The organism is Pseudomonas sp. H1_A03, assembly GCF_054685145.1.
This window is the reverse complement of sequence record NZ_CP162829.1, coordinates 5,328,920-5,348,314: the sequence shown is the minus strand read 5'-3', so window position 1 is coordinate 5,348,314 and position 19,395 is coordinate 5,328,920. Positions and strand designations below refer to the sequence as shown.

The following is a 19,395-nucleotide window of genomic DNA, read 5'->3' as shown; positions in this document are numbered from 1 at the left end:
ACCAACCTTCTCGCAGGCCGGGGAGTGTTCAAACAAAGGATGAGGCTATGGTTCAAGTTCGCAAACTGGTGTTAGCAATAGCGGCCGCCTCGGCGCTGTCCTCCGGTATGGCGCAGGCGCTGCAGCTGGGGGAGATGACCCTCAAGTCGAAGTTGAACCAGCCGTTGGCGGTGGAGATCGAATTGCTCGATGTCGGTGGCCTCACGGCTTCCGAGATCACGCCGAGCCTGGCCTCATCCCAGGCGTTTGTGGATGCGGGCGTCGATCGCCAGGCGTTCCTCAATGACCTGACGTTTACCCCGGTGGTCAATCCCAACGGCCGCAGCGTGGTGCGTGTCACCTCAAGCAAGCCGCTGCCGGACTCCTACGTACGCTTCCTGCTGCAGGTGCAATGGCCCAATGGCCGTTTGATGCGCGATTACAGCGTATTGCTCGACCCGGCCAAGTTCGACCAGCCGGCACCGACGGCCGCCGCGCCTGCCCCGCGTGTGGCGGCGCCGGCCAGCACCGCGCCAGCCGTGAGCAAAGCGGCGCAGCACACCACCACCCCCCGCGACACCTTGTGGGAAATTGCCGCGAAGAATCGCAATGGCGGCTCGGTCCAGCAGACCATGCTGGCGATCCAGGCGCTCAACCCGGACGCGTTTATCGACGGCAATATCAACCGCCTGAAAACCGGCCAGGTCCTGCGCCTGCCGGATACCGTAGAAAGCACCGCGCTGCCACAACCTCAGGCGATAGCCGAAGTCCGCGCGCAGAATGCCGCCTGGCGCCAGGGCCGGCGCGTCGCCACCAACCCTGCGGCGGGCAAGCAGCAACTGGACGCCACCAAGCGCACCCAAGCTGGCAACGCGCCAGCGAGTACCAACGCTAAGGACAACCTGAGCCTGGTTTCGGCCGAAGCGGCCAAGAAGGGCGCCAAAGGCAAGGCTGGCGACAGCGCGGTACTGAGCGACAAACTGGCGATGACCCAGGAGCAACTGGACACTACCCGTCGCGACAACGAAGAGCTGAAAAGCCGCGCGGCCGACCTGCAAAGCCAGTTGGACAAGCTGCAAAAACTGATTCAACTGAAAAACGATCAGCTTGCCCGTTTACAGGCTGAAAAGGGCGCTCCGGTCGCTCCGGCCACTGCAGCAATGCCCGCTCAGTTGGCAGGTGAGCCGGCTGCTGCCCCGGCAGTGCCCGATGCAGCGACAGCAGCGCCTGTGCCAGCGGCTGAACCAGTCAAGACGGATGCTGCGCCTGCCACCACCGAGGGCAAATTCAACGACTTGCTGACGAACCCTGTCGTGCTCGGCGTGCTCGGCGGTGCGGCTATTTTGTTGGTGCTGTTGCTTCTGCTGCTGTGGGCGCGCCATCGCAATGCTCGCCGCGAAGAGGAAAAGCACCTGCGCATGGCGCGGGCCCTGGCTGAAGAGCCGGAGTTCACCTCCAACATTGACCACGACCTGCCGCCGGACAGTTTCGAAGGCCTGGAAGTGCCGCCGCCAAGCGTCAAGTTGGCCGCTGCTCCAGCGGCGGCCCCAGTCGTTGAGCCGGCAGTTGTTGTGCCGACCGTTGCCTCTGTACTTGCGCCGCTGGCTGTTGCTGTCGCCCCGGCAAACTCCAGCGATTCGCTGGCCCAGGCCCAATCCCATATCGACCGTGGCCACCTGAACCAGGCCGCCGATGTGCTGCAGCAGGCAATCAAGCATGAGCCCAAGCGCAGCGACCTGCGTTTGAAGCTGATGGAAGTCTACGGCCTGCAAAACGACAAGGACGGCTTCGTCACCCAAGAGCGTCAGCTGGTAGCCAATGGTGAAAACCACGCCCAGGTCGAGCAGCTCAAAAGCCGCTTCCCGGCCATGGCCGTGTTGGCGGCAGGCGTCAGCGCTGCGGTTGCTGCCGCCGCTCTGGACGCTCAATACGTCAAGGATTTGCTCGAAGACAAGCCGACTGAGCCTGCGCCAGAGGCCTTCGACACCGATTTCGATTTGAGCCTGGACGATCTGGAAGAGGCATCCCCGGCTGAGGTCAAGGGCGATCAGCAGACATTCGAGTCGCTCCTGCAGCAACAGACCGAAGCCAACGCCGCTCCGGATGACCTTTCGGACTTTGACCTGGACCTGCAACCTGATGCACCGGCTTCGGCGCAATCCGATGATGACTTCCTCTCGGGCCTGGAAGAGCAGATGAAGGACGTGCCTGCTGTCGAGCCGCCGACCCTGACCCCTGCGGCGCTGGACGATTTCGATCTGCCGGAAGATTTCGACCTGTCCCTGGCCGATGAGCCGCAAGCAAGCGCCAAGCCTGATGCTTTTGCGTCGGAGCTCGATGATGTCAATGCCGAGCTGGATCGCCTGTCCCAGAGCCTGGAACATCCGTCCATCGAGCCGTCCTTTACTGCGGAAGACGCTGCGCTGGGCGACGATGAGCCGGAATTCGACTTCCTCTCCGGCACGGATGAGGTGGCGACCAAGCTCGACCTGGCCCAAGCCTATATCGACATGGGCGATGCGGACGGCGCGCGGGACATCCTCTCTGAAGTGCTGACCGAAGGTGATGAGACCCAGCGTGGCGAGGCCAAGGAAATGCTCGGCCGGCTGGCGTGATCGTCAATTGTTAAAGCAGCGGCGCCCTTCGGGGCGCCGTTTTGCTTTTGTGGGCTCCCGCACAAACCGGCATAATGACCCCCTCTGCGCAACTCATCAGGCTCTCAGTTCTTGGCAAATATAGATAACGCGGCCGCCGAAATGGCGGCCGCAGGCTTTTACCGCATCGCCCTTGGCGTGGAATACAAAGGCTCGCGCTATCGCGGCTGGCAGCGCCAGGCCTCCGGTGTGCTGACGGTGCAGGAAACCCTGGAAAAGGCCCTGTCCAAAGTCGCCGATTCACCGGTATCGCTGATGTGCGCCGGGCGCACCGACGCAGGCGTGCACGCCTGCGGCCAGGTGGTGCACTTCGACACCCAGGCTGAACGGTCAATGAAAGCGTGGGTGATGGGCGCCAACATCAATCTGCCCCATGACGTCAGTGTCAGCTGGGCCAAGGTGATGCCGGCGCACTTTCATGCGCGCTTCAAGGCGATCGCCCGGCGTTATCGCTACGTGATCTACAACGATCAGATCCGCCCGGCGCACCTCAACGAAGAAATTACCTGGAACCACCGCCCGCTGGACGCTGAGTGCATGGCCGAAGCTGCGCAGCACCTGGTGGGCGTGCATGACTTCAGTGCCTTTCGTGCCGGCCAGTGCCAGGCCAAGTCGCCGATCAAGGAAGTCCACCACCTGCGGGTGACCCGACACGGCAAGATGATTGTGCTGGATATCCGCGCCGGGGCCTTCCTGCACCATATGGTTCGAAACATTGCCGGGGTGCTGATGACCATCGGCACGGGCGAGCGCCCGGTGGAGTGGGCCAAGGAAGTACTGGAAAGCCGCATCCGCCGCACGGGCGGGGTCACGGCACATCCGTTCGGCCTGTACCTGGTGGATGTGGAGTACCGCGACGAGTTCGAATTGCCGGAACGTTTCATCGGGCCACACTTCCTCACAGGTTTCAGCGAACTTGGCGGCTGACGCCCGGAAAAGCTTTTGTTACCATCCGGGACTTTCTGGTTCCAACCCCGAGGTTTTCACGACATGTCAGCCGTTCGCAGCAAGATTTGCGGGATTACCCGCATAGAAGACGCGCTGGCGGCAGTCGAGGCAGGCGCGGATGCCATCGGTTTCGTGTTTTACGCCAAGAGCCCGCGGGCGGTGAATGTGTTGCAGGCGCGGGCGATCATTGCCGCATTGCCGCCGTTCGTGACCACCGTGGGTCTGTTCGTCAACGCCAGCCGGTGTGAGCTCAACGAAACCCTGGATGCCGTACCGTTGGACATGTTGCAGTTCCATGGCGACGAAACGGCGGAAGAATGTGAAAGCTACCAGCGCCCGTATATCAAGGCGTTGCGGGTCAAGGCCGGGGATGACATCGCGGCGGCGTGTGCCGACTATGATGGCGCTCGCGGGATTCTGCTCGACACCTACGTCGAAGGCGTGCCCGGCGGTACCGGCGAAGCGTTTGATTGGTCGCTGATTCCCGAAGGTTTGAGCAAGCCGATCATCCTGGCTGGCGGGCTCAACCCTGCGAATATCGCGGCCGCGATCGAACAGGTTCGGCCTTATGCCGTGGATGTCAGTGGTGGGGTAGAGCAGGCCAAGGGCATCAAGGATCACAACAAGATTCGCGCATTCATGCGGGCCGTGCGCAACAGCGGTGGTGGGATGTGACGGCTGGCAGTCTGCCGCCGTCCATAACTACCACTGTGTAAAACAGCCCGGCGCCGCCTGTGGGTGGCTCGGAAATAAAGTGGCAACCCTGCGCTGGCAGGTTGTCTGGAAGGCTGAGGGTACATGCGGGAAATGGCCGGTCGAACGTCTGACCCCGTCCAGCATGTGTCATCGCCACTTATGAATTTAGCTCAAGGGCATACGCGGGGCTGTGTTCAAGCCACCGGTACTGGAGAAAGAAAGCATGAGCAACTGGTTAGTAGACAAACTGATCCCTTCGATCATGCGTTCCGAGGTGAAGAAAAGCTCGGTTCCTGAAGGTCTGTGGCACAAGTGCCCATCCTGCGACGCGGTGCTGTATCGCCCCGAGCTTGAAAAGACCCTGGACGTTTGCCCCAAGTGCAACCACCACATGCGTATCGGCGCGCGCGCCCGCATCGACATTTTCCTGGATGCTGATGGCCGCAACGAGCTGGGCGCTGACCTGGAGCCGGTTGACCGTCTCAAGTTCCGTGACAGCAAGAAGTACAAGGACCGCTTGGTCGGTGCGCAGAAGCAGACCGGCGAGAAAGACGCGCTGATTTCCGTCAGCGGCAAATTGCTCGGAATGCCAGTCGTGGTGTCGGCGTTTGAGTTCTCCTTCATGGGCGGGTCCATGGGTGCCATCGTCGGTGAGCGCTTTGTCCGCGCGGCCAACTATGCCCTGGAAAACCGTTGCCCGATGATCTGCTTCGCCGCCTCCGGTGGGGCTCGTATGCAGGAAGCCTTGATTTCTCTGATGCAAATGGCCAAGACCTCCGCGGTACTGGCGCGTCTTCGCGAAGAAGGCATCCCGTTCATCTCCGTGCTCACTGACCCGGTCTATGGCGGTGTTTCCGCCAGCCTGGCAATGCTGGGTGATGTGATCGTTGGCGAGCCAAAGGCCCTGATCGGCTTTGCCGGCCCGCGCGTGATCGAGCAAACCGTACGCGAAAAGCTGCCGGAAGGTTTCCAGCGCAGCGAGTTCCTGCTGGAGCACGGTGCTATCGACCTGATCATCCCACGCAGTGAGCTGCGCCCGCGCCTGGGCAACCTGCTGGCGCAAATGATGGGCCTGCCGACGCCTGTCTACGTCGCGCCTAAAGTCGAGCCGATCGTGGTGCCGCCGGTGCCAGCAAACCTATGACCCAGCGCACCCTGGGCGAATGGCTTGCCTACCTTGAGCAGTTGCATCCGTCCGCCATCGACATGGGTCTGGGGCGCTCGCAACAGGTAGCGGCCCGCCTCGGGTTGGGCCGTCCGGCACCGCGCGTGATTACGGTAACCGGCACCAACGGCAAAGGCTCTACCTGTGCCTTTGTCGCGGCGCTGCTGCAGGCCCAAGGGCTGAAAGTCGGCGTCTACAGTTCCCCGCACCTGCTGCGTTACAACGAGCGGGTGCAACTCAATGGCGTCGAAGCCACTGATGCGCAACTCTGCGAAGCCTTCGCTGCACTCGATGCGGGCCGAGGCGAAACTTCCCTGACTTACTTCGAGATGGGCACCCTGGCGGCGTTCTGGCTGTTTGAGCGTGCGCAACTGGATGTGGTGGTGCTGGAAGTCGGTCTGGGCGGGCGTCTGGACACGGTTAACGTGGTGGATGCTGACCTGGCGCTGGTTACCAGCATTGGCGTGGATCACGCCGACTACCTGGGAAACACTCGTGAGTCTGTGGCTTATGAAAAAGCCGGGATCTTCCGCCAGGGCAAGCCTGCGCTGTGTGGTGACCTGGATCCGCCGCACACCTTGCTGGACAAGGTGCGCGAGCTGGATTGCCCGTTCTTCCTGTGCGGCCGCGAATTCAATCTTGAGATCGGTGAACAGCACTGGCAATGGCGTGGGCGCGATGCCCGTGGCCAGGCGGTGGAACTGCGTGACCTGCCGCTATTGAACCTGCCAATGGAAAACGCCGCGCTCGCGCTGCAAGCCTATCTGCTGCTGGATCTGCCGTGGAATGCCGAGCAGATTGCTGCCACATTGCTGGCTACCCGCGTGGTAGGGCGCCTGGATCGTCGTGCGTTCGAATGGCAGGGCAAGCGCCTGAACTTGCTGTTGGATGTGGGACATAACCCCCATGCGGCCGAGTACCTGGCGCGGCGCCTGTCACGCACGCCGCCGGTCGGTCGTCGCCTTGCCGTATTCGGTCTGCTGGCGGATAAGGACCTGGATGGCGTGGTCGCGCCCTTGTTGGGCAGTGTCCAGGCCTGGGCTGTGGCGCCGCTGGATACTTCGCGCAGTCGCCCGGCTGCTGAGCTGGAACTGGCCTTGCAGAACCTTGGTGCACCTGTGGCGTCATATGCAAGCGTCACCGAGGCCCTTGAAGCGCAGTGCGCCGTTGCCACACCCGACGATGAAATTCTATTGTTCGGGTCATTTTATTGCGTTGCCGAGGCGCTTGAGTGGTTAGCCCGGCGCTCCACGGAGGAAGCTGCACATGGCATTACTGGATAGCGCATACAAGCAGCGAATGGTCGGAGCCTTGGTTCTGGTAGCGCTGGCGGTGATTTTCCTGCCGATGCTGTTTTCTCGCCAGGACGAAGAGCGTCAGGTGGTGGTTGAGGCTCCGGCCGCGCCACAAGCCCCGGCGGTGCCGCAGGTTCAGGTTGAGCCGGTGGTCGTGCCTGAGCCTCAGGCGTTGCCGGAAGAAGAACCTGTGCCGACGGATGATGAAGTGGCTGCGCAGCAAGCACCGTCAATGCCGGTGCAACCCAGCGTGCCAGTGGTCAAGCCAGCACCCGCTGCGCCGGTCGCGGCTGCCAAGCCCGTCGCGCCTGCACCCGCGCCCAAGCCGGTAGCACCGCAACCCGCCGCACCAGGCAAGCCTGATGTGGGCCAGAGTCGTATCGACCCGAATGGCTTGCCGATCAGTTGGTCGATTCAAGTGGCCAGCCTGGGCAACCGCGAAGGCGCCGACGCGTTGCAAAAAAAGCTGCGTAGCCAGGGCTATAACGCCTATATCCGCAGCGCCGACGGCAAGAACCGCGTGTTTATCGGGCCGCTGATCGAGCGTGCAGAGGCGGATCGCCTGCGGGACTTGCTGGATCGCCAGCAGAACCTGAAGGGTTTTGTCACCCGTTTCCAGCCTGAGCGCGGCTGATACCGCCAGCCTCTGGTTGGAATGCAAGCCAAGTGTGGGGGCTGGCTTGCCTGCGATGACGGTGGGCTAATCAACAGAGATGTTGAATGTGCCGGCCCCATCGCAGGCAAGCCAGCTCCCACATTTGTTTTGTGGTGGCTTGAAATCGCGTTGGCTTGCCACAAACTATTGATTTGCAAAGCAGCCGCAATCACAGCTTACCGACAGCCCAGCGCTCTGCTAAAATGCGCCGCCTCATCTGTCCGTAGGCTGCACTGTGCCATTTACCTGGGTTGATTGGGCGATTGTTGCAATTGTCGCCATCTCCGCTTTGATCAGTCTAAGCCGCGGCTTCGTAAAAGAAGCGCTGTCGTTGCTGACCTGGATCATCGCAGGAGTCGTAGCCTGGATGTTCGGCGGCTCATTGTCGGTCTACCTGGCCGGATACATCGAGACACCTTCGGCTCGCGTCATCGCGGGCTGCGCCATCATGTTCATCGCCACGCTGCTGGTGGGGGCAATGGTCAATTATCTTATTGGCGAGTTGATACGTGTCACCGGCCTCTCCGGGACCGATCGATTTCTCGGCATGGCCTTCGGCGCTGCCCGTGGCGCGTTGCTGGTGGTCGTGGCGGTCGGGCTGTTGAGCCTGGGGCCGGTACAGCAGGATGCATGGTGGCAGGAGTCGGTACTCGTGCCAAAATTTCTATTGGTTGCAGATTGGTCCAAGAACCTCATTCTGGGGTGGAGCAGTCAGTGGCTGGCCAGCGGAATCAGCGTACCCGCTGATCTTCCGTTCAAGGAACACCTCTTACCGGCCAAAACGCCTCAGTAAGTTGTGTTCAGTCAAGATTCATTAAGTAGGGGTTGCGTCGCATGTGTGGCATCGTCGGTATCGTCGGTAAGTCGAACGTCAATCAGGCGCTGTATGACGCGCTAACCGTCCTCCAGCACCGCGGCCAGGACGCTGCCGGTATTGTGACCAGCCACGACGGCCGGTTATTCCTGCGCAAGGACAATGGCCTGGTACGTGACGTGTTCCACCAGCGTCACATGCAGCGCCTGGTCGGGCACATGGGCATTGGCCATGTGCGTTACCCGACTGCCGGCAGCTCGACGTCGGCCGAAGCTCAGCCGTTTTACGTCAACTCGCCTTACGGCATCACGCTGGCGCACAACGGTAACCTGACCAACGTTGAACAGTTGGCCAAGGAGATTTACGAATCTGACCTGCGCCACGTCAACACCAACTCCGACTCGGAAGTGCTGCTCAACGTGTTTGCCCACGAGCTGGCCCAGCGTGGCAAGCTGCAGCCGACCGAAGAAGATGTGTTCGCTGCCGTGACTGACGTGCACAACCGTTGCGTCGGTGGTTACGCCGTGGTCGCCATGATCACCGGTTATGGCATCGTCGGCTTCCGCGACCCGCACGGCATTCGCCCGATTGTGTTCGGCCAGCGTCACACCGACGAAGGCGTCGAGTACATGATCGCCTCCGAAAGCGTGTCCCTGGATGTGCTGGGCTTCACCTTGATTCGCGACCTCGCGCCAGGTGAAGCGGTGTACATCACCGAAGACGGCAAGCTGCACACCCGCCAGTGCGCCGTGGCGCCGAAACTCACCCCGTGCATTTTCGAACACGTCTACCTGGCGCGTCCGGACTCGATCATCGACGGTGTTTCGGTGTACAAGGCACGCCTGCGCATGGGCGAGAAGCTCGCCGAGAAGATCCTGCGCGAGCGTCCTGAGCATGACATCGACGTGGTAATCCCGATTCCGGACACCAGCCGTACCGCTGCGCTGGAATTGGCCAACCACCTGGGCGTCAAGTTCCGCGAAGGCTTCGTGAAAAACCGCTACATCGGCCGTACCTTCATCATGCCGGGCCAGGCGGCGCGCAAGAAGTCGGTTCGCCAGAAGCTCAATGCGATCGAGCTGGAGTTCCGCGGCAAGAACGTGATGCTGGTGGATGACTCCATCGTGCGTGGCACCACCTGCAAGCAGATCATCCAGATGGCCCGCGAAGCCGGCGCGAAGAACGTGTACTTCTGTTCCGCCGCGCCTGCCGTGCGTTACCCGAACGTGTACGGTATCGACATGCCGAGCGCCCATGAATTGATCGCCCACAACCGTTCGACCCAGGACGTTGCCGACCTGATCGGCGCGGATTGGCTGATCTATCAGGACCTGCCGGACCTGATCGAAGCGGTCGGCGGTGGCAAGATCAAGATCGACCAGTTCGACTGCGCCGTGTTCGACGGCAAGTACGTGACCGGGGATGTCGACGAGGCCTACCTGAACAAGATCGAGCAGGCGCGTAATGACTCGTCGAAGATCAAGACGCAGGCGGTCAGCGCGATCATCGATCTGTACAACAACTGAGTGACAACCGGCCCTGAGGGGCCGGTTTTGTATCTTAAATAAAGAATTGAGTAAGGAGTGGCAGCATGAGTCAGGAATGGGATGCCGGTCGGTTGGACAGCGACCTCGATGGCGTAGCTTTCGATACCCTGGCTGTGCGCGCCGGCCAACACCGCACGCCGGAAGGTGAGCACGGTGATCCGATGTTTTTCACGTCCAGCTACGTGTTCCGCACGGCGGCCGACGCCGCTGCGCGCTTTGCTGGCGAAGTGCCGGGTAACGTCTATTCGCGTTACACCAACCCGACCGTGCGCGCGTTCGAAGAACGTATCGCGGCGCTTGAAGGTGCTGAGCAGGCGGTGGCCACGGCGACCGGCATGGCGGCAATCCTGGCGGTGGTGATGAGCCTGTGCAGTGCTGGCGACCACGTGCTGGTGTCGCGCAGCGTGTTTGGCTCGACCATCAGCCTGTTCGAAAAGTACTTCAAACGTTTTGGCATCGAAGTGGACTACGTGCCTCTGGCGGACCTGTCCGGCTGGGACGCGGCGATCAAGGCCAACACCAAGTTGCTGTTCGTCGAGTCGCCATCCAACCCTTTGGCTGAGCTGGTGGATATCGCCGCGTTGGCCGAAGTCGCTCACGCCAAGGGCGCGATGCTGGTGGTCGACAATTGCTTCTGCACCCCGGCGTTGCAACAGCCGTTGAAGCTGGGCGCGGACATTGTCGTGCACTCGGCCACCAAGTTCATCGACGGCCAGGGTCGTTGCATGGGCGGTGTGGTCGCCGGTCGCAGTGAGCAGATGAAAGAAGTCGTCGGCTTCCTGCGCACCGCTGGCCCGACCTTGAGCCCGTTCAATGCCTGGATCTTCCTCAAAGGCCTGGAAACCCTCAGCCTGCGTATGAAGGCCCATTGCGCCAACGCCCAAGCGCTGGCCGAGTGGCTGGAGCAACAGGACGGTATCGAGAAAGTGCACTACGCCGGTCTCAAGAGCCACCCGCAACACGAGTTGGCCCAGCGCCAGCAGCGTGGTTTCGGTGCCGTGGTGAGCTTCGAAGTGAAGGGCGGCAAAGACGGCGCCTGGCGCTTTATCGATGCCACTCGCCTGATCTCCATCACTGCCAACCTGGGTGACAGCAAGACCACCATTACTCACCCGAGCACCACCTCCCATGGGCGCCTGGCGCCACAGGAGCGCGAGGCGGCGGGTATCCGTGACAGCCTGATCCGCGTTGCGGTGGGCCTGGAAGACGTTGCCGACTTGCAGGCTGACCTGGCTCGCGGGCTGGCGGCCTTGTGATCGAGTGGTCCATGGACACGGCGGCAGCCAGTAACGGGCGTGTCGCGCTGGTGACAGGCGCGGCGCGGGGCATTGGCCTCGGGATTGCCGCGTGGCTGATCAGCGAAGGCTGGCAAGTCGTGTTGACCGACCTGGACCGCGAGCGTGGTTCCAGGGTGTCCAAGGTGCTGGGCGAAAACGCCTGGTTTATCACCATGGATGTGGCCGACGAGAAGCAAGTGGCCCAAGGCGTCGCCGAAGTGCTCGGGCAGTTCGGGCGCCTGGACGCACTGGTGTGCAATGCGGCGGTCGCCGACCCGCGCAACATTACCCTGGAAAGCCTGGATCTGGCCTACTGGAATCGAGTGTTGGCCGTGAATCTCAGTGGGCCGATGCTGTTGGCCAAGCACTGCGCTCCGTATCTTCGTGCGCATGGTGGCGCCATCGTCAACCTGGCGTCGACCCGGGCGCGTCAATCGGAGCCGGACACCGAAGCCTATGCGGCGAGCAAGGGTGGCCTGCTGGCGCTGACTCACGCCCTGGCCATGAGCCTTGGGCCGGAAGTGCGGGTCAATGCGGTCAGCCCAGGCTGGATCGATGCGCGTGATCCCGCAGCCCGTCGCGCCGAGCCGCTGAGTGATACCGATCACGCCCAGCATCCGGCGGGCAGGGTGGGTACGGTCGAGGACGTGGCGGCGATGGTGGCATGGTTGCTGTCGCGCCAAGCGGGGTTTGTCACCGGGCAAGAGTTTGTGGTGGACGGTGGCATGAGCAAGAAGATGATTTACAGCGAGTAGGGCCGGTAGCTGTCTTGAAGCAATTTTGTCTTTTTCAGAAAAACTTCAAGCGGGCTATTGACTTAGGTCCGCTATCTGCGTAAATTTCGCGGCCTCAACGAAGCAAAGGGTGATTAGCTCAGCTGGGAGAGCATCTGCCTTACAAGCAGAGGGTCGGCGGTTCGATCCCGTCATCACCCACCACTTCTTGAGAGTTTTGCCCCAGGGCAAGACGCAACGTTAAAGGTTGCACCGACGCGCAGCGGTAGTTCAGTCGGTTAGAATACCGGCCTGTCACGCCGGGGGTCGCGGGTTCGAGTCCCGTCCGCTGCGCCATATTTCCAGGCTTGATTTATCAGGCTTGAGATTGAACAGCCAAGGCTGATCGATCAGATGTTTAAAGACAGTTGAGGGTTTACGTTCAACTGGTCAAGCGATACGCAGCGGTAGTTCAGTCGGTTAGAATACCGGCCTGTCACGCCGGGGGTCGCGGGTTCGAGTCCCGTCCGCTGCGCCATATCTGCCTCAAGGCCCACTGAACGCCTTGGAGCACAAAGAAAGCCTCTGGCTACTTTGATCCGATAGCAAAGACCCTGGTCGAAAGGCCGGGGTTTTTTGTGTCTGGGATTTGGCTTATGTGGGAAGCGGGCTTGCTCGCGAAGGCGGTTCGTCAGTCAATATTTCCAGTGACTGAACCACCGCATTCGCGAGCAAGCCCGCTCCCACAGTTGGATAGCGTTAGAAGCCCAACTTGTCGCGCAGCCCGTAATACCAGGCCCCGAGCGCCGCAAACGGCGTGCGTAACAGTTGCCCACCCGGGAACGGGTAGTGCGGCAGGTCCGCAAACGCATCAAAACGCTCTGCCTGGCCTCTCAGCGCCTCCGCCAGTACCTTGCCCGCCAGGTGCGTGTACGTCACGCCATGGCCGCTGCAGCCTTGCGAGTAGTAAATGTTGTCACCCAGCCGACCGACTTGCGGCAAGCGCGATAAGGTCAGCAGGAAATTGCCGGTCCAGGCGTAATCGATTTTCACGTCTTTGAGCTGCGGAAAGGCCTTGAGCATCTTCGGACGGATGATTGCCTCGATGTTTGCCGGGTCGCGTGCGCCATACACCACGCCACCCCCGAAGATCAGGCGCTTGTCGCGGGTGAGGCGGTAGTAGTCGAGCAGATAGTTACAGTCTTCGACGCAGTAATCCTGTGGCAGCAACGTCTTCGCCAAGTCATCGCCCAGCGGCGCCGTGGTGATGACTTGCGTGCCACATGGCATTGATTTGGCGGCCAGTTCCGGTACCAGGTTGCCCAGGTAGGCATTGCCCGCGACGATGATGAACTTGGCCCTGACCTTGCCCTCGGCGGTATGCACCACTGGGTTTGCGCCGCGCTCGATGCGCACTGCTGCCGATTGCTCGTAGATCGTTCCGCCCAGCGATTCAACCGCTGCTGCTTCGCCCAAGGCCAGGTTGAGCGGGTGGATGTGCCCGCCACTCATGTCCAGCAAACCGCCGACGTAGTTGTCACAGGCCACCACTTCGCGGATGCGGCGTTCGTCCAGCAACTCCAGCTGCGTGTGGCCGTAGCGTTCCCACAGGCGCTTTTGCGACTCCAGGTGGCCCATGTGCTTGCTGTTAAGCGCGGCGAATACCCCGCCGTCCTTCAGGTCGCACTGGATCTGATACTTGGCGACGCGTTCACGAATGATCCTGCCGCCCTCAAACGCCATCTGCCCCAGCAATTGCGCCTGCTGCGGCCCGACGCTACGCTCGATCACGTCGATATCACGGCTGTAGCTGTTAACGATCTGCCCGCCGTTGCGGCCCGAGGCGCCAAACCCCACCTTGGCGGCTTCCAGTACCGTCACGCGAAAACCGTTCTCCAGCAGAAACAGCGCGCTGGAAAGGCCGGTATAGCCGGCGCCAATCACGCACACATCGGTTTCGACTTCGCCTTGCAGTGCCGGGCGAGGTGGAACGGTATTCGCGGAAGCGGCGTAATACGACTGGGGATAGGGGGTGTTCGCCATCCTGGAACCTCTGTTTTATATTTTTTACGAGTGCGCCGATCCTACCTGAGTTGAAAATTGCCTGCCAGCCACCCGAAATTCACGGGTGGGCTCCACGCCAATAAAAAATTCGCATATTCATAGGGTTAGCTGCAAAAAAGATGTTGACACCCCTCCGGAATTCCGTAGAATGCCGCCTCACAGCAGGCACGTAGCTCAGTTGGTTAGAGCACCACCTTGACATGGTGGGGGTCGTTGGTTCGAGTCCAATCGCGCCTACCAAACAAAATCCGCTCTGCTGGGCGGTCTAGAAGGGCTCACCGAAAGGTGGGCCCTTTTTTGTTGCCTGTGATTTTTGCCCATGGCCGTGCAGGACGCGTCCCGCTGCGTGAAGGACGAAGGGAAGCTGGAAAACGGAGCGCTAGCGTCAGGCGCTACCGCCAAGGAAATCTGAAGCAGCAACAGGTCAGTCACCCACAAAATTTATTGGTTTGCAGCAACAATTTTTCTTGTTGGACACCTCCCGCCCCAGGCAGCAAAGTTGCCGCCACTGACGCTCGACCTTCCGGGTCAACAATAAAAAACCGAGCCGACTGCACGCCGCTTCTTGCTGTGAACCCTTTGTTCACATCCTGCTGTAATGGCGCCGCAGCGCGCACTAAAGGACCTCCTCGCCATGCAAACTGTTGTGAACTTATGGCCGTTGATCGGCGTACTTGTGATCGTGGTTGGCTTTGTCTTGCGCATCAACCCTCTGCTGGTGGTCACCGCCGCCGCTATCGCCACCGGTTTCGCCGCCCATTTCCCACTGGAAAAAATCCTTGCCACCATGGGCGATGGCTTTCTTCAGACCCGAGCCCTGCAGTTGATTCTGTTGTTGCCCCTGGCGGTCATCGGCCTATTGGAGCGCCATGGGCTGCGCCTGCATGCGCAGAACTGGATTGCACGGTTCGAGCGCGCCACGGTCGGGCGCTTGTTGATCATCTACCTGTTTGTGCGCGAATCCACCGCCGCCATGGGCTTGACCAGTCTGGGCGGGCACCCGCAGATGGTGCGCCCGTTACTGGCTCCAATGGCCGAGGGTGCCGCCGAAAAACGCTACGGCAAGCTACCAGACAAATTGCGCCACAAAGTGTTAGCTATGTGCGCCGCGACAGACAACGTCGGGCTGTTTTTTGGTGAAGACATCTTTGTCGCCTTTGGCGCCATCGCATTGATGCACACCTTCCTGCTCGGCTCAGGGATTGATGTGGAACCTCTGCACATCGCGGTGTGGGGCATTCCTACGGCGATCTGCGCGTTTATCATCCATGCGATCCGCCTGCACCGGTTTGACCGAAGGCTCACCCGTGAGATGACGCCTGCCGCCACACCCGTGGAGGTCGCGCAATGATCATTTCCATTCAATACCTCTACTGGCTGGCCGGCGTTCTGCTGCTGATCACGGCGGGCATGATCGTGATGGACAAAACCCATCCCAAGCGCTGGTCCAGTGCATTGTTCTGGTTGTTGTTCGCCATTCCGTTCCTGATCGGTGAGCGTTTGCCGTCGGTGGTTATCGGTGTCGGCGTCGTGGTCATGGCATTGATCGCCGGCATGGGCGGCGTCGGCCGTGGCAAGCATGCCGAGCTGCATGACAAGGCTTCGCGTGCCAGTGCCGGTCGGCTGGGTCACAAACTGTTTATCCCGGCGCTGGCCATCCCCTTGACCACGGTGATCGGCTCGGTGTTGCTCAAACACACCGAAATCGGCGGCGTACCGCTGCTGGACCCGAAAAACACCACCTTCGTCTCCCTCGGTATCGGCTGCCTGATCGCCCTTGGCCTTGCCTGCTGGCTGACCCGCGATACGCCAGTACAAGCCTTGCGCGAATCCCGCCGCCTCACAGAAGCCCTGGGCTGGGCCATGGTGCTGCCGCAAATGCTGGCGATGCTCGGCTTGCTGTTTAACGAAGCTGGGGTCGGCACGGCTGTAGCGCATGTCACTACCACCTATATCAACCTGGATTTCAAGTTGGTGGCGGTGATGGTCTACGTGTTGGGCATGGCCTTGTTTACGGTGATCATGGGGAACGGCTTTGCGGCGTTCCCGGTGATGACCGGCGGCGTCGGCGTGCCGGTACTGGTGGGAATCTACGGCGGTAACCCGGAGGTGATGGCAGCGATCGGCATGTTCTCCGGCTACTGCGGGACCTTGATGACGCCCATGGCCGCCAACTTCAATATTGTGCCGGCTGCGTTACTGGAGTTGCCGGACAAGAACGCTGTAATCAAGGCCCAGTTGCCGACCGCGTTGATGATGCTGGTGGTCAATATCGTACTGCTTTACCTGTTGATGTGAGGTCGAGATGCAAACTGTACTGCTGACGGGCTTCGAGCCCTTTGATCAAGACCCGGTGAATCCGTCCTGGGAAGCTGTGCGCCAACTGGATGGCGTGCTGCTGGAAGGCGATGTGCAGATTGTTGCGCGCCGCCTGCCTTGCGCGTTTGCGACCGCTGGCGAGTGCCTGACCCAGTTGATCGATGAGCTGCACCCAGCGATGGTGATCGCCACCGGCCTGGCGCCGGGGCGTAGCACTATCTCGATGGAGCGGGTGGCGATCAACATCAACGATGCACGCATCCCCGATAATCTGGGTGAGCAGCCAATTGATACGGCAGTCGTGGCTGGCGGCCCGGCAGCCTACTTCACGACGCTGCCGATCAAGGCGATGGTCAAGGCTGTGGGCAAAGCGGGAATTGCGGCATCGGTATCGCAAACGGCGGGCACCTTTGTGTGCAACCAGGTGTTCTATCGGTTGCAACACCAGTTGGCGGGATCGGGCGTGCGCAGTGGCTTTATCCACGTCCCCGATGTTTACGGGGCATGCCAGCCGCCGATGGTGCTGTCGACCCTGGTCGAGGGGTTGCGCATCGCGGTGTCTGCGGCATGGCAAACCCCGATGGATATCGTCGAAGTGGGCGGTCAGGTCAGTTGAGGGCAGGGCGTGAGCGCCAACCTTCAACTACAGTTCAGGGACACCCATTCCACGGTAATTGCGATGATCAACTCTCTGAAGTGCGTGTCTGTCGTGCTTTCGCTTGTCTTGTTTGCTGGCAGTGGTATGGCCCTGGCCGATCCTGGTAATGGCAAGGGGCAGGGCAACGATAAAGGCAACGGCAACGGCAACGGCAACGGCAACGGCAACGGCAACGGCTCGGGTGGGCAGGGGCATGACAAACCCAAAGGCAAAGGCGCATCGGGTAATCACGGCCCCAGCGTCGATCGCGGCAGGGTACTGAATGTATTGGGTGGCTACCGCAACTACTGGAGCCCGGGGCCAGCGTTGCCCCCTGGTATCCAGAAGAACCTCGCACGCGGTAAGCCATTGCCGCCGGGCATCGCCAAAAAGCTGGATGGCCGTTTATTGGGCCAGTTGCCCCGTTATGATGGGTATGAATGGCAGCAAGCAGGTACCGATCTGATATTGGTGACCATCGCGTCGGGCATCATTTACGAAGTACTCAGTGGGGCCTTTGACTGACGGGGCAAACGTTACGCCACGCGTCCTGGGAAAAACAGCTCAAAGCAGGTCACGCCGTCGTGGCTACTCACGCTGTACCGCCCGGTGTGCAACTGCATGATGGTCGCCACAATCGACAAGCCCAACCCATTGGACTGCGCCGAGCGTTCCCGTGACTCATCCACCCGGTAAAACCGTTCGAACAGTCGCGGCAGATGTTCGGCCGCTATGGTTTCGCCCTGGTTGCTGACCCTCAGGTAAATGCCCTCGGCATCAGGAACCGCCTGAATCACCAACTCAGTCCCCGGCGCACCATATTTGATGGCATTGGCGCATAGGTTCGCCAGGGCCCTGCGCAACAACATTGGCTCAGCCCAGATCACCCCTTCACCTCTAGCCTGAATGCTGATGTCCACATCGCCCGCCAAGCCTTCAAAGTACTCGGCAATGCGTTCAACCTCATCCGTGGCACTGAGCTCCTGGCGTTGGCGCAGGGCGCTGGCCGGGTCGGTGCGGGCCAGGAATAGCATGTTGTCGAGCATCCGCGCCAGGCGTTCAAGTTCTTCGACATTGGACGCCAGCAGTTGCTGATAGCTTTCGATGCTGCGGTTCTGTTGCAGGGCGACTTGGGTTTCGCCCAGTAGGTTATTGATCGGCGTGCGCAGTTCGTGGGCCATGTCGGTGGACACCTGGCCCAGTTGCACAAAGCCCTTGGCCAGCCGCTCAAGCATGGTGTTGAACGAATCAATCATCGGCAGCAGTTCTTTCGGTGCGCCATGGCTGTCGAGGCGTTCGGCGAGGTTGCCGACACCAATGCCCTGGGCGTGCCGGGCCAGGCGGCGCAACGGTAAAAGCCCGCGATGAACAAGCAGGTAACCGACCACTGCCAGGAGGATTGCGGCAATACTCGCCAAGATATAAACGCTCAAGCGATAGCTGGCGAGCACCGCGGTGCGCTCGGTCATCAGGCGCCCGCTGGTGACTTGCAGGCTGCCCAGGTCGCCGGAGTCGATGGAGGCGGCGACGGTGGAGAAGGGCACGCCATTGACGCCAGGCAGATGGTGCACGTCGGCGAGTCCCAGCGCGTGATCCTTCGCGACGGGGGGCACGGACGGCAAATCGATATTACCCGGGTTCACCAGCAGCAGCGGTTTCTGTCCCGGCGCGGCGATGCTCAATACCGACTCGTGGTTACCCAGCATGTTCTGGAACAGTTCCGGCTTGGTCTTGATCAGGTCGAGCGTGTTGCTGTCGTTGAGCAAGTTGCGCAGTTGATCGACACGGGAAATCAATGCGGCATCGTCGCGCATGATCAGTTCCCGTTCGAGCTCGCGGTACAGCGCCACGCCAAGGGTAGCCAGCAGGGCGAAGGCGAGCAGCGCGAAGATCAGCGCCAGGCGCAGGGTCAAGGAATAATGACTGCGCCCGCTCATGGCTGGGTATCGAAGCGGTAGCCGATGCCCCGCACACTGTGGATCAGCTTGAGCTGGAACGGGTCGTCGATTTTCAAGCGCAGGCGCCGCACGGCCACGTCGACTACGTTGGTGTCGCTGTCGAAGTTCATGTCCCACACGCGCGAGGCGATCAGCGAACGGGACAGCACCTGGTCCTGATGGGTCGCGAACAGGTGCAGCAGGGCGAACTCTTTGTTGGTCAGGGTGATGCGTGTGCCGGCGCGGGTGACGCGGCGCTTCAGTACGTCGATGTGCAGGTCGGCGATCTGTAGCTGCTCCTCTTCCCGGCTCGGGCCGCGGCGCGTCAGGGTACGCAAGCGTGCCACCAGTTCAGCGAAGGAAAACGGCTTGATCAGGTAATCATCGGCGCCCAGTTCCAGGCCTTTGATACGGTCGGCAATGTCGTCGCGGGCTGTAAGAAAAAGCACCGGTGTGTCGGCTTCCTTGCGCAGGCGGCGCAGCACTTCCCAGCCGTCCATTTTCGGCATCATCACATCCAGCACGATGACGTCGAACGGCGTCTCCAGGGCCTGGTGCAGGCCGTCCACGCCATCACGGGCAAGGCTGACGGAGTAACCCAATTCCTGAAGGCCATTGAGCAAGTAATTGCCGGCTTTGGGTTCGTCTTCGACTACAAGAATGTTCATGGGAAGTGCCTTGTCTCTATGCGTGGC

17 protein-coding genes and 4 tRNA genes are annotated in these 19,395 nt (G+C 61.0%); 18 read left to right on the top strand and 3 right to left on the bottom strand.

All coding sequences use genetic code 11. From position 1 onward, the window contains the following. The first annotated feature begins 47 nt into the window (after positions 1-47). The 13 genes from AB4O35_RS24690 (at position 48) to AB4O35_RS24630 (ending at position 12,281) form a co-directional block, all read left to right on the top strand. Complete coding sequence (locus tag AB4O35_RS24690) at positions 48-2,594, top strand: FimV/HubP family polar landmark protein (RefSeq protein WP_065910889.1); 2,547 nt, start codon at positions 48-50, stop codon at positions 2,592-2,594. A gap of 141 nt (positions 2,595-2,735) precedes the next feature. Beyond that, positions 2,736-3,560, top strand: coding sequence for a tRNA pseudouridine(38-40) synthase TruA (gene truA / locus AB4O35_RS24685; protein ID WP_065946015.1), 825 nt, complete (start codon positions 2,736-2,738; stop codon positions 3,558-3,560). 63 nt (positions 3,561-3,623) lie between these two features. Next, positions 3,624-4,256, top strand: coding sequence for a phosphoribosylanthranilate isomerase (locus AB4O35_RS24680; RefSeq protein ID WP_065880885.1), 633 nt, complete (start codon positions 3,624-3,626; stop codon positions 4,254-4,256). Between the two features lie 244 nt (positions 4,257-4,500). After that, entirely contained in the window at positions 4,501-5,421 is a 921-nt protein-coding gene (accD, locus tag AB4O35_RS24675; protein ID WP_065880886.1) for an acetyl-CoA carboxylase, carboxyltransferase subunit beta, read from the top strand. After that, positions 5,418-6,725 (top strand): bifunctional tetrahydrofolate synthase/dihydrofolate synthase, encoded by a 1,308-nt coding sequence (folC, locus tag AB4O35_RS24670; protein WP_065880887.1) that lies wholly within the window; start codon positions 5,418-5,420, stop codon positions 6,723-6,725. The genes accD and folC overlap by 4 nt, the downstream gene beginning before the upstream one ends. Beyond that, positions 6,709-7,371, top strand: coding sequence for an SPOR domain-containing protein (locus AB4O35_RS24665; RefSeq protein WP_065874102.1), 663 nt, complete (start codon positions 6,709-6,711; stop codon positions 7,369-7,371). Before folC ends, AB4O35_RS24665 begins: the two co-directional genes overlap by 17 nt. Before the next feature lie 256 nt (positions 7,372-7,627). Continuing rightward, on the top strand, positions 7,628-8,185 hold the full coding sequence (locus tag AB4O35_RS24660; RefSeq protein WP_003234314.1) for a CvpA family protein: 558 nt from the start codon (positions 7,628-7,630) through the stop codon (positions 8,183-8,185). A 41-nt stretch (positions 8,186-8,226) separates the two neighbouring features. Next, on the top strand, positions 8,227-9,732 hold the full coding sequence (purF, locus tag AB4O35_RS24655) for an amidophosphoribosyltransferase (RefSeq protein WP_049712337.1): 1,506 nt from the start codon (positions 8,227-8,229) through the stop codon (positions 9,730-9,732). Positions 9,733-9,797: 65 nt separating this feature from the next. Continuing rightward, complete coding sequence (locus tag AB4O35_RS24650; RefSeq protein ID WP_065880888.1) at positions 9,798-11,009, top strand: O-succinylhomoserine sulfhydrylase; 1,212 nt, start codon at positions 9,798-9,800, stop codon at positions 11,007-11,009. A gap of 11 nt (positions 11,010-11,020) precedes the next feature. Then, the gene (locus AB4O35_RS24645) at positions 11,021-11,785 is read left to right on the top strand and encodes an SDR family oxidoreductase (protein WP_065874099.1); all 765 of its coding nucleotides are present in this window, start codon (positions 11,021-11,023) and stop codon (positions 11,783-11,785) included. A gap of 107 nt (positions 11,786-11,892) precedes the next feature. After that, positions 11,893-11,968 (top strand) — tRNA-Val (locus AB4O35_RS24640). 55 nt (positions 11,969-12,023) lie between these two features. Further along, positions 12,024-12,100: transfer RNA gene (locus AB4O35_RS24635), tRNA-Asp, on the top strand. 104 nt (positions 12,101-12,204) lie between these two features. Beyond that, positions 12,205-12,281 (top strand) — tRNA-Asp (locus AB4O35_RS24630). Between the two features lie 221 nt (positions 12,282-12,502). Here the strand turns inward: AB4O35_RS24630 and AB4O35_RS24625 are convergent. Next, positions 12,503-13,786, bottom strand: coding sequence for an NAD(P)/FAD-dependent oxidoreductase (locus tag AB4O35_RS24625; protein WP_065880889.1), 1,284 nt, complete (start codon positions 13,784-13,786; stop codon positions 12,503-12,505). 184 nt (positions 13,787-13,970) lie between these two features. On the opposite strand from AB4O35_RS24625, the gene AB4O35_RS24620 reads away from it, so the two are divergent. From AB4O35_RS24620 to AB4O35_RS24600, 5 genes are all read left to right on the top strand, one after another. After that, positions 13,971-14,047, top strand: a tRNA-Val gene (locus tag AB4O35_RS24620). A gap of 394 nt (positions 14,048-14,441) precedes the next feature. Further along, positions 14,442-15,158, top strand: coding sequence for a DUF969 domain-containing protein (locus tag AB4O35_RS24615; protein ID WP_065874096.1), 717 nt, complete (start codon positions 14,442-14,444; stop codon positions 15,156-15,158). Further along, positions 15,155-16,105 (top strand): DUF979 domain-containing protein, encoded by a 951-nt coding sequence (locus AB4O35_RS24610; RefSeq protein ID WP_065946014.1) that lies wholly within the window; start codon positions 15,155-15,157, stop codon positions 16,103-16,105. Before AB4O35_RS24615 ends, AB4O35_RS24610 begins: the two co-directional genes overlap by 4 nt. A gap of 7 nt (positions 16,106-16,112) precedes the next feature. Next, complete coding sequence (pcp, locus tag AB4O35_RS24605) at positions 16,113-16,742, top strand: pyroglutamyl-peptidase I (protein ID WP_065946013.1); 630 nt, start codon at positions 16,113-16,115, stop codon at positions 16,740-16,742. Between the two features lie 63 nt (positions 16,743-16,805). Next, positions 16,806-17,288: an anti-virulence regulator CigR family protein gene (locus tag AB4O35_RS24600; RefSeq protein ID WP_460149338.1), complete on the top strand. Its 483-nt coding sequence runs from the start codon at positions 16,806-16,808 to the stop codon at positions 17,286-17,288. 11 nt (positions 17,289-17,299) lie between these two features. Here AB4O35_RS24600 and AB4O35_RS24595 read toward each other — a convergent pair whose 3' ends face one another. Both AB4O35_RS24595 and AB4O35_RS24590 read right to left on the bottom strand, forming a co-directional pair. Next, positions 17,300-18,700 (bottom strand): heavy metal sensor histidine kinase, encoded by a 1,401-nt coding sequence (locus tag AB4O35_RS24595; protein ID WP_065874091.1) that lies wholly within the window; start codon positions 18,698-18,700, stop codon positions 17,300-17,302. Continuing rightward, positions 18,697-19,368, bottom strand: a complete 672-nt coding sequence (locus AB4O35_RS24590) for a heavy metal response regulator transcription factor (RefSeq protein WP_049712399.1) — start codon at positions 19,366-19,368, stop codon at positions 18,697-18,699. Before AB4O35_RS24590 ends, AB4O35_RS24595 begins: the two co-directional genes overlap by 4 nt. Positions 19,369-19,395 lie beyond the last annotated feature (27 nt).

Bases quoted from the DNA above. Each gene is read 5' to 3' on its own strand.
- AB4O35_RS24680 (WP_065880885.1), top strand. From the start codon at position 3,624: ATGTCAGCCGTTCGCAGCAAGATTTGCGGGATTACCCGCATAGAAGAC.
- AB4O35_RS24665 (WP_065874102.1), top strand. From the start codon at position 6,709: ATGGCATTACTGGATAGCGCATACAAGCAGCGAATGGTCGGAGCCTTG.
- truA (WP_065946015.1), top strand. From the start codon at position 2,736: ATGGCGGCCGCAGGCTTTTACCGCATCGCCCTTGGCGTGGAATACAAA.
- accD (WP_065880886.1), top strand. From the start codon at position 4,501: ATGAGCAACTGGTTAGTAGACAAACTGATCCCTTCGATCATGCGTTCC.
- AB4O35_RS24600 (WP_460149338.1), top strand. From the start codon at position 16,806: ATGATCAACTCTCTGAAGTGCGTGTCTGTCGTGCTTTCGCTTGTCTTG.
- pcp (WP_065946013.1), top strand. From the start codon at position 16,113: ATGCAAACTGTACTGCTGACGGGCTTCGAGCCCTTTGATCAAGACCCG.
- purF (WP_049712337.1), top strand. From the start codon at position 8,227: ATGTGTGGCATCGTCGGTATCGTCGGTAAGTCGAACGTCAATCAGGCG.
- folC (WP_065880887.1), top strand. From the start codon at position 5,418: ATGACCCAGCGCACCCTGGGCGAATGGCTTGCCTACCTTGAGCAGTTG.
- AB4O35_RS24595 (WP_065874091.1), bottom strand. From the start codon at position 18,700: ATGAGCGGGCGCAGTCATTATTCCTTGACCCTGCGCCTGGCGCTGATC.
- AB4O35_RS24615 (WP_065874096.1), top strand. From the start codon at position 14,442: ATGCAAACTGTTGTGAACTTATGGCCGTTGATCGGCGTACTTGTGATC.
- AB4O35_RS24650 (WP_065880888.1), top strand. From the start codon at position 9,798: ATGAGTCAGGAATGGGATGCCGGTCGGTTGGACAGCGACCTCGATGGC.
- AB4O35_RS24590 (WP_049712399.1), bottom strand. From the start codon at position 19,368: ATGAACATTCTTGTAGTCGAAGACGAACCCAAAGCCGGCAATTACTTG.
- AB4O35_RS24690 (WP_065910889.1), top strand. From the start codon at position 48: ATGGTTCAAGTTCGCAAACTGGTGTTAGCAATAGCGGCCGCCTCGGCG.
- AB4O35_RS24625 (WP_065880889.1), bottom strand. From the start codon at position 13,786: ATGGCGAACACCCCCTATCCCCAGTCGTATTACGCCGCTTCCGCGAAT.
- AB4O35_RS24610 (WP_065946014.1), top strand. From the start codon at position 15,155: ATGATCATTTCCATTCAATACCTCTACTGGCTGGCCGGCGTTCTGCTG.
- AB4O35_RS24645 (WP_065874099.1), top strand. From the start codon at position 11,021: ATGGACACGGCGGCAGCCAGTAACGGGCGTGTCGCGCTGGTGACAGGC.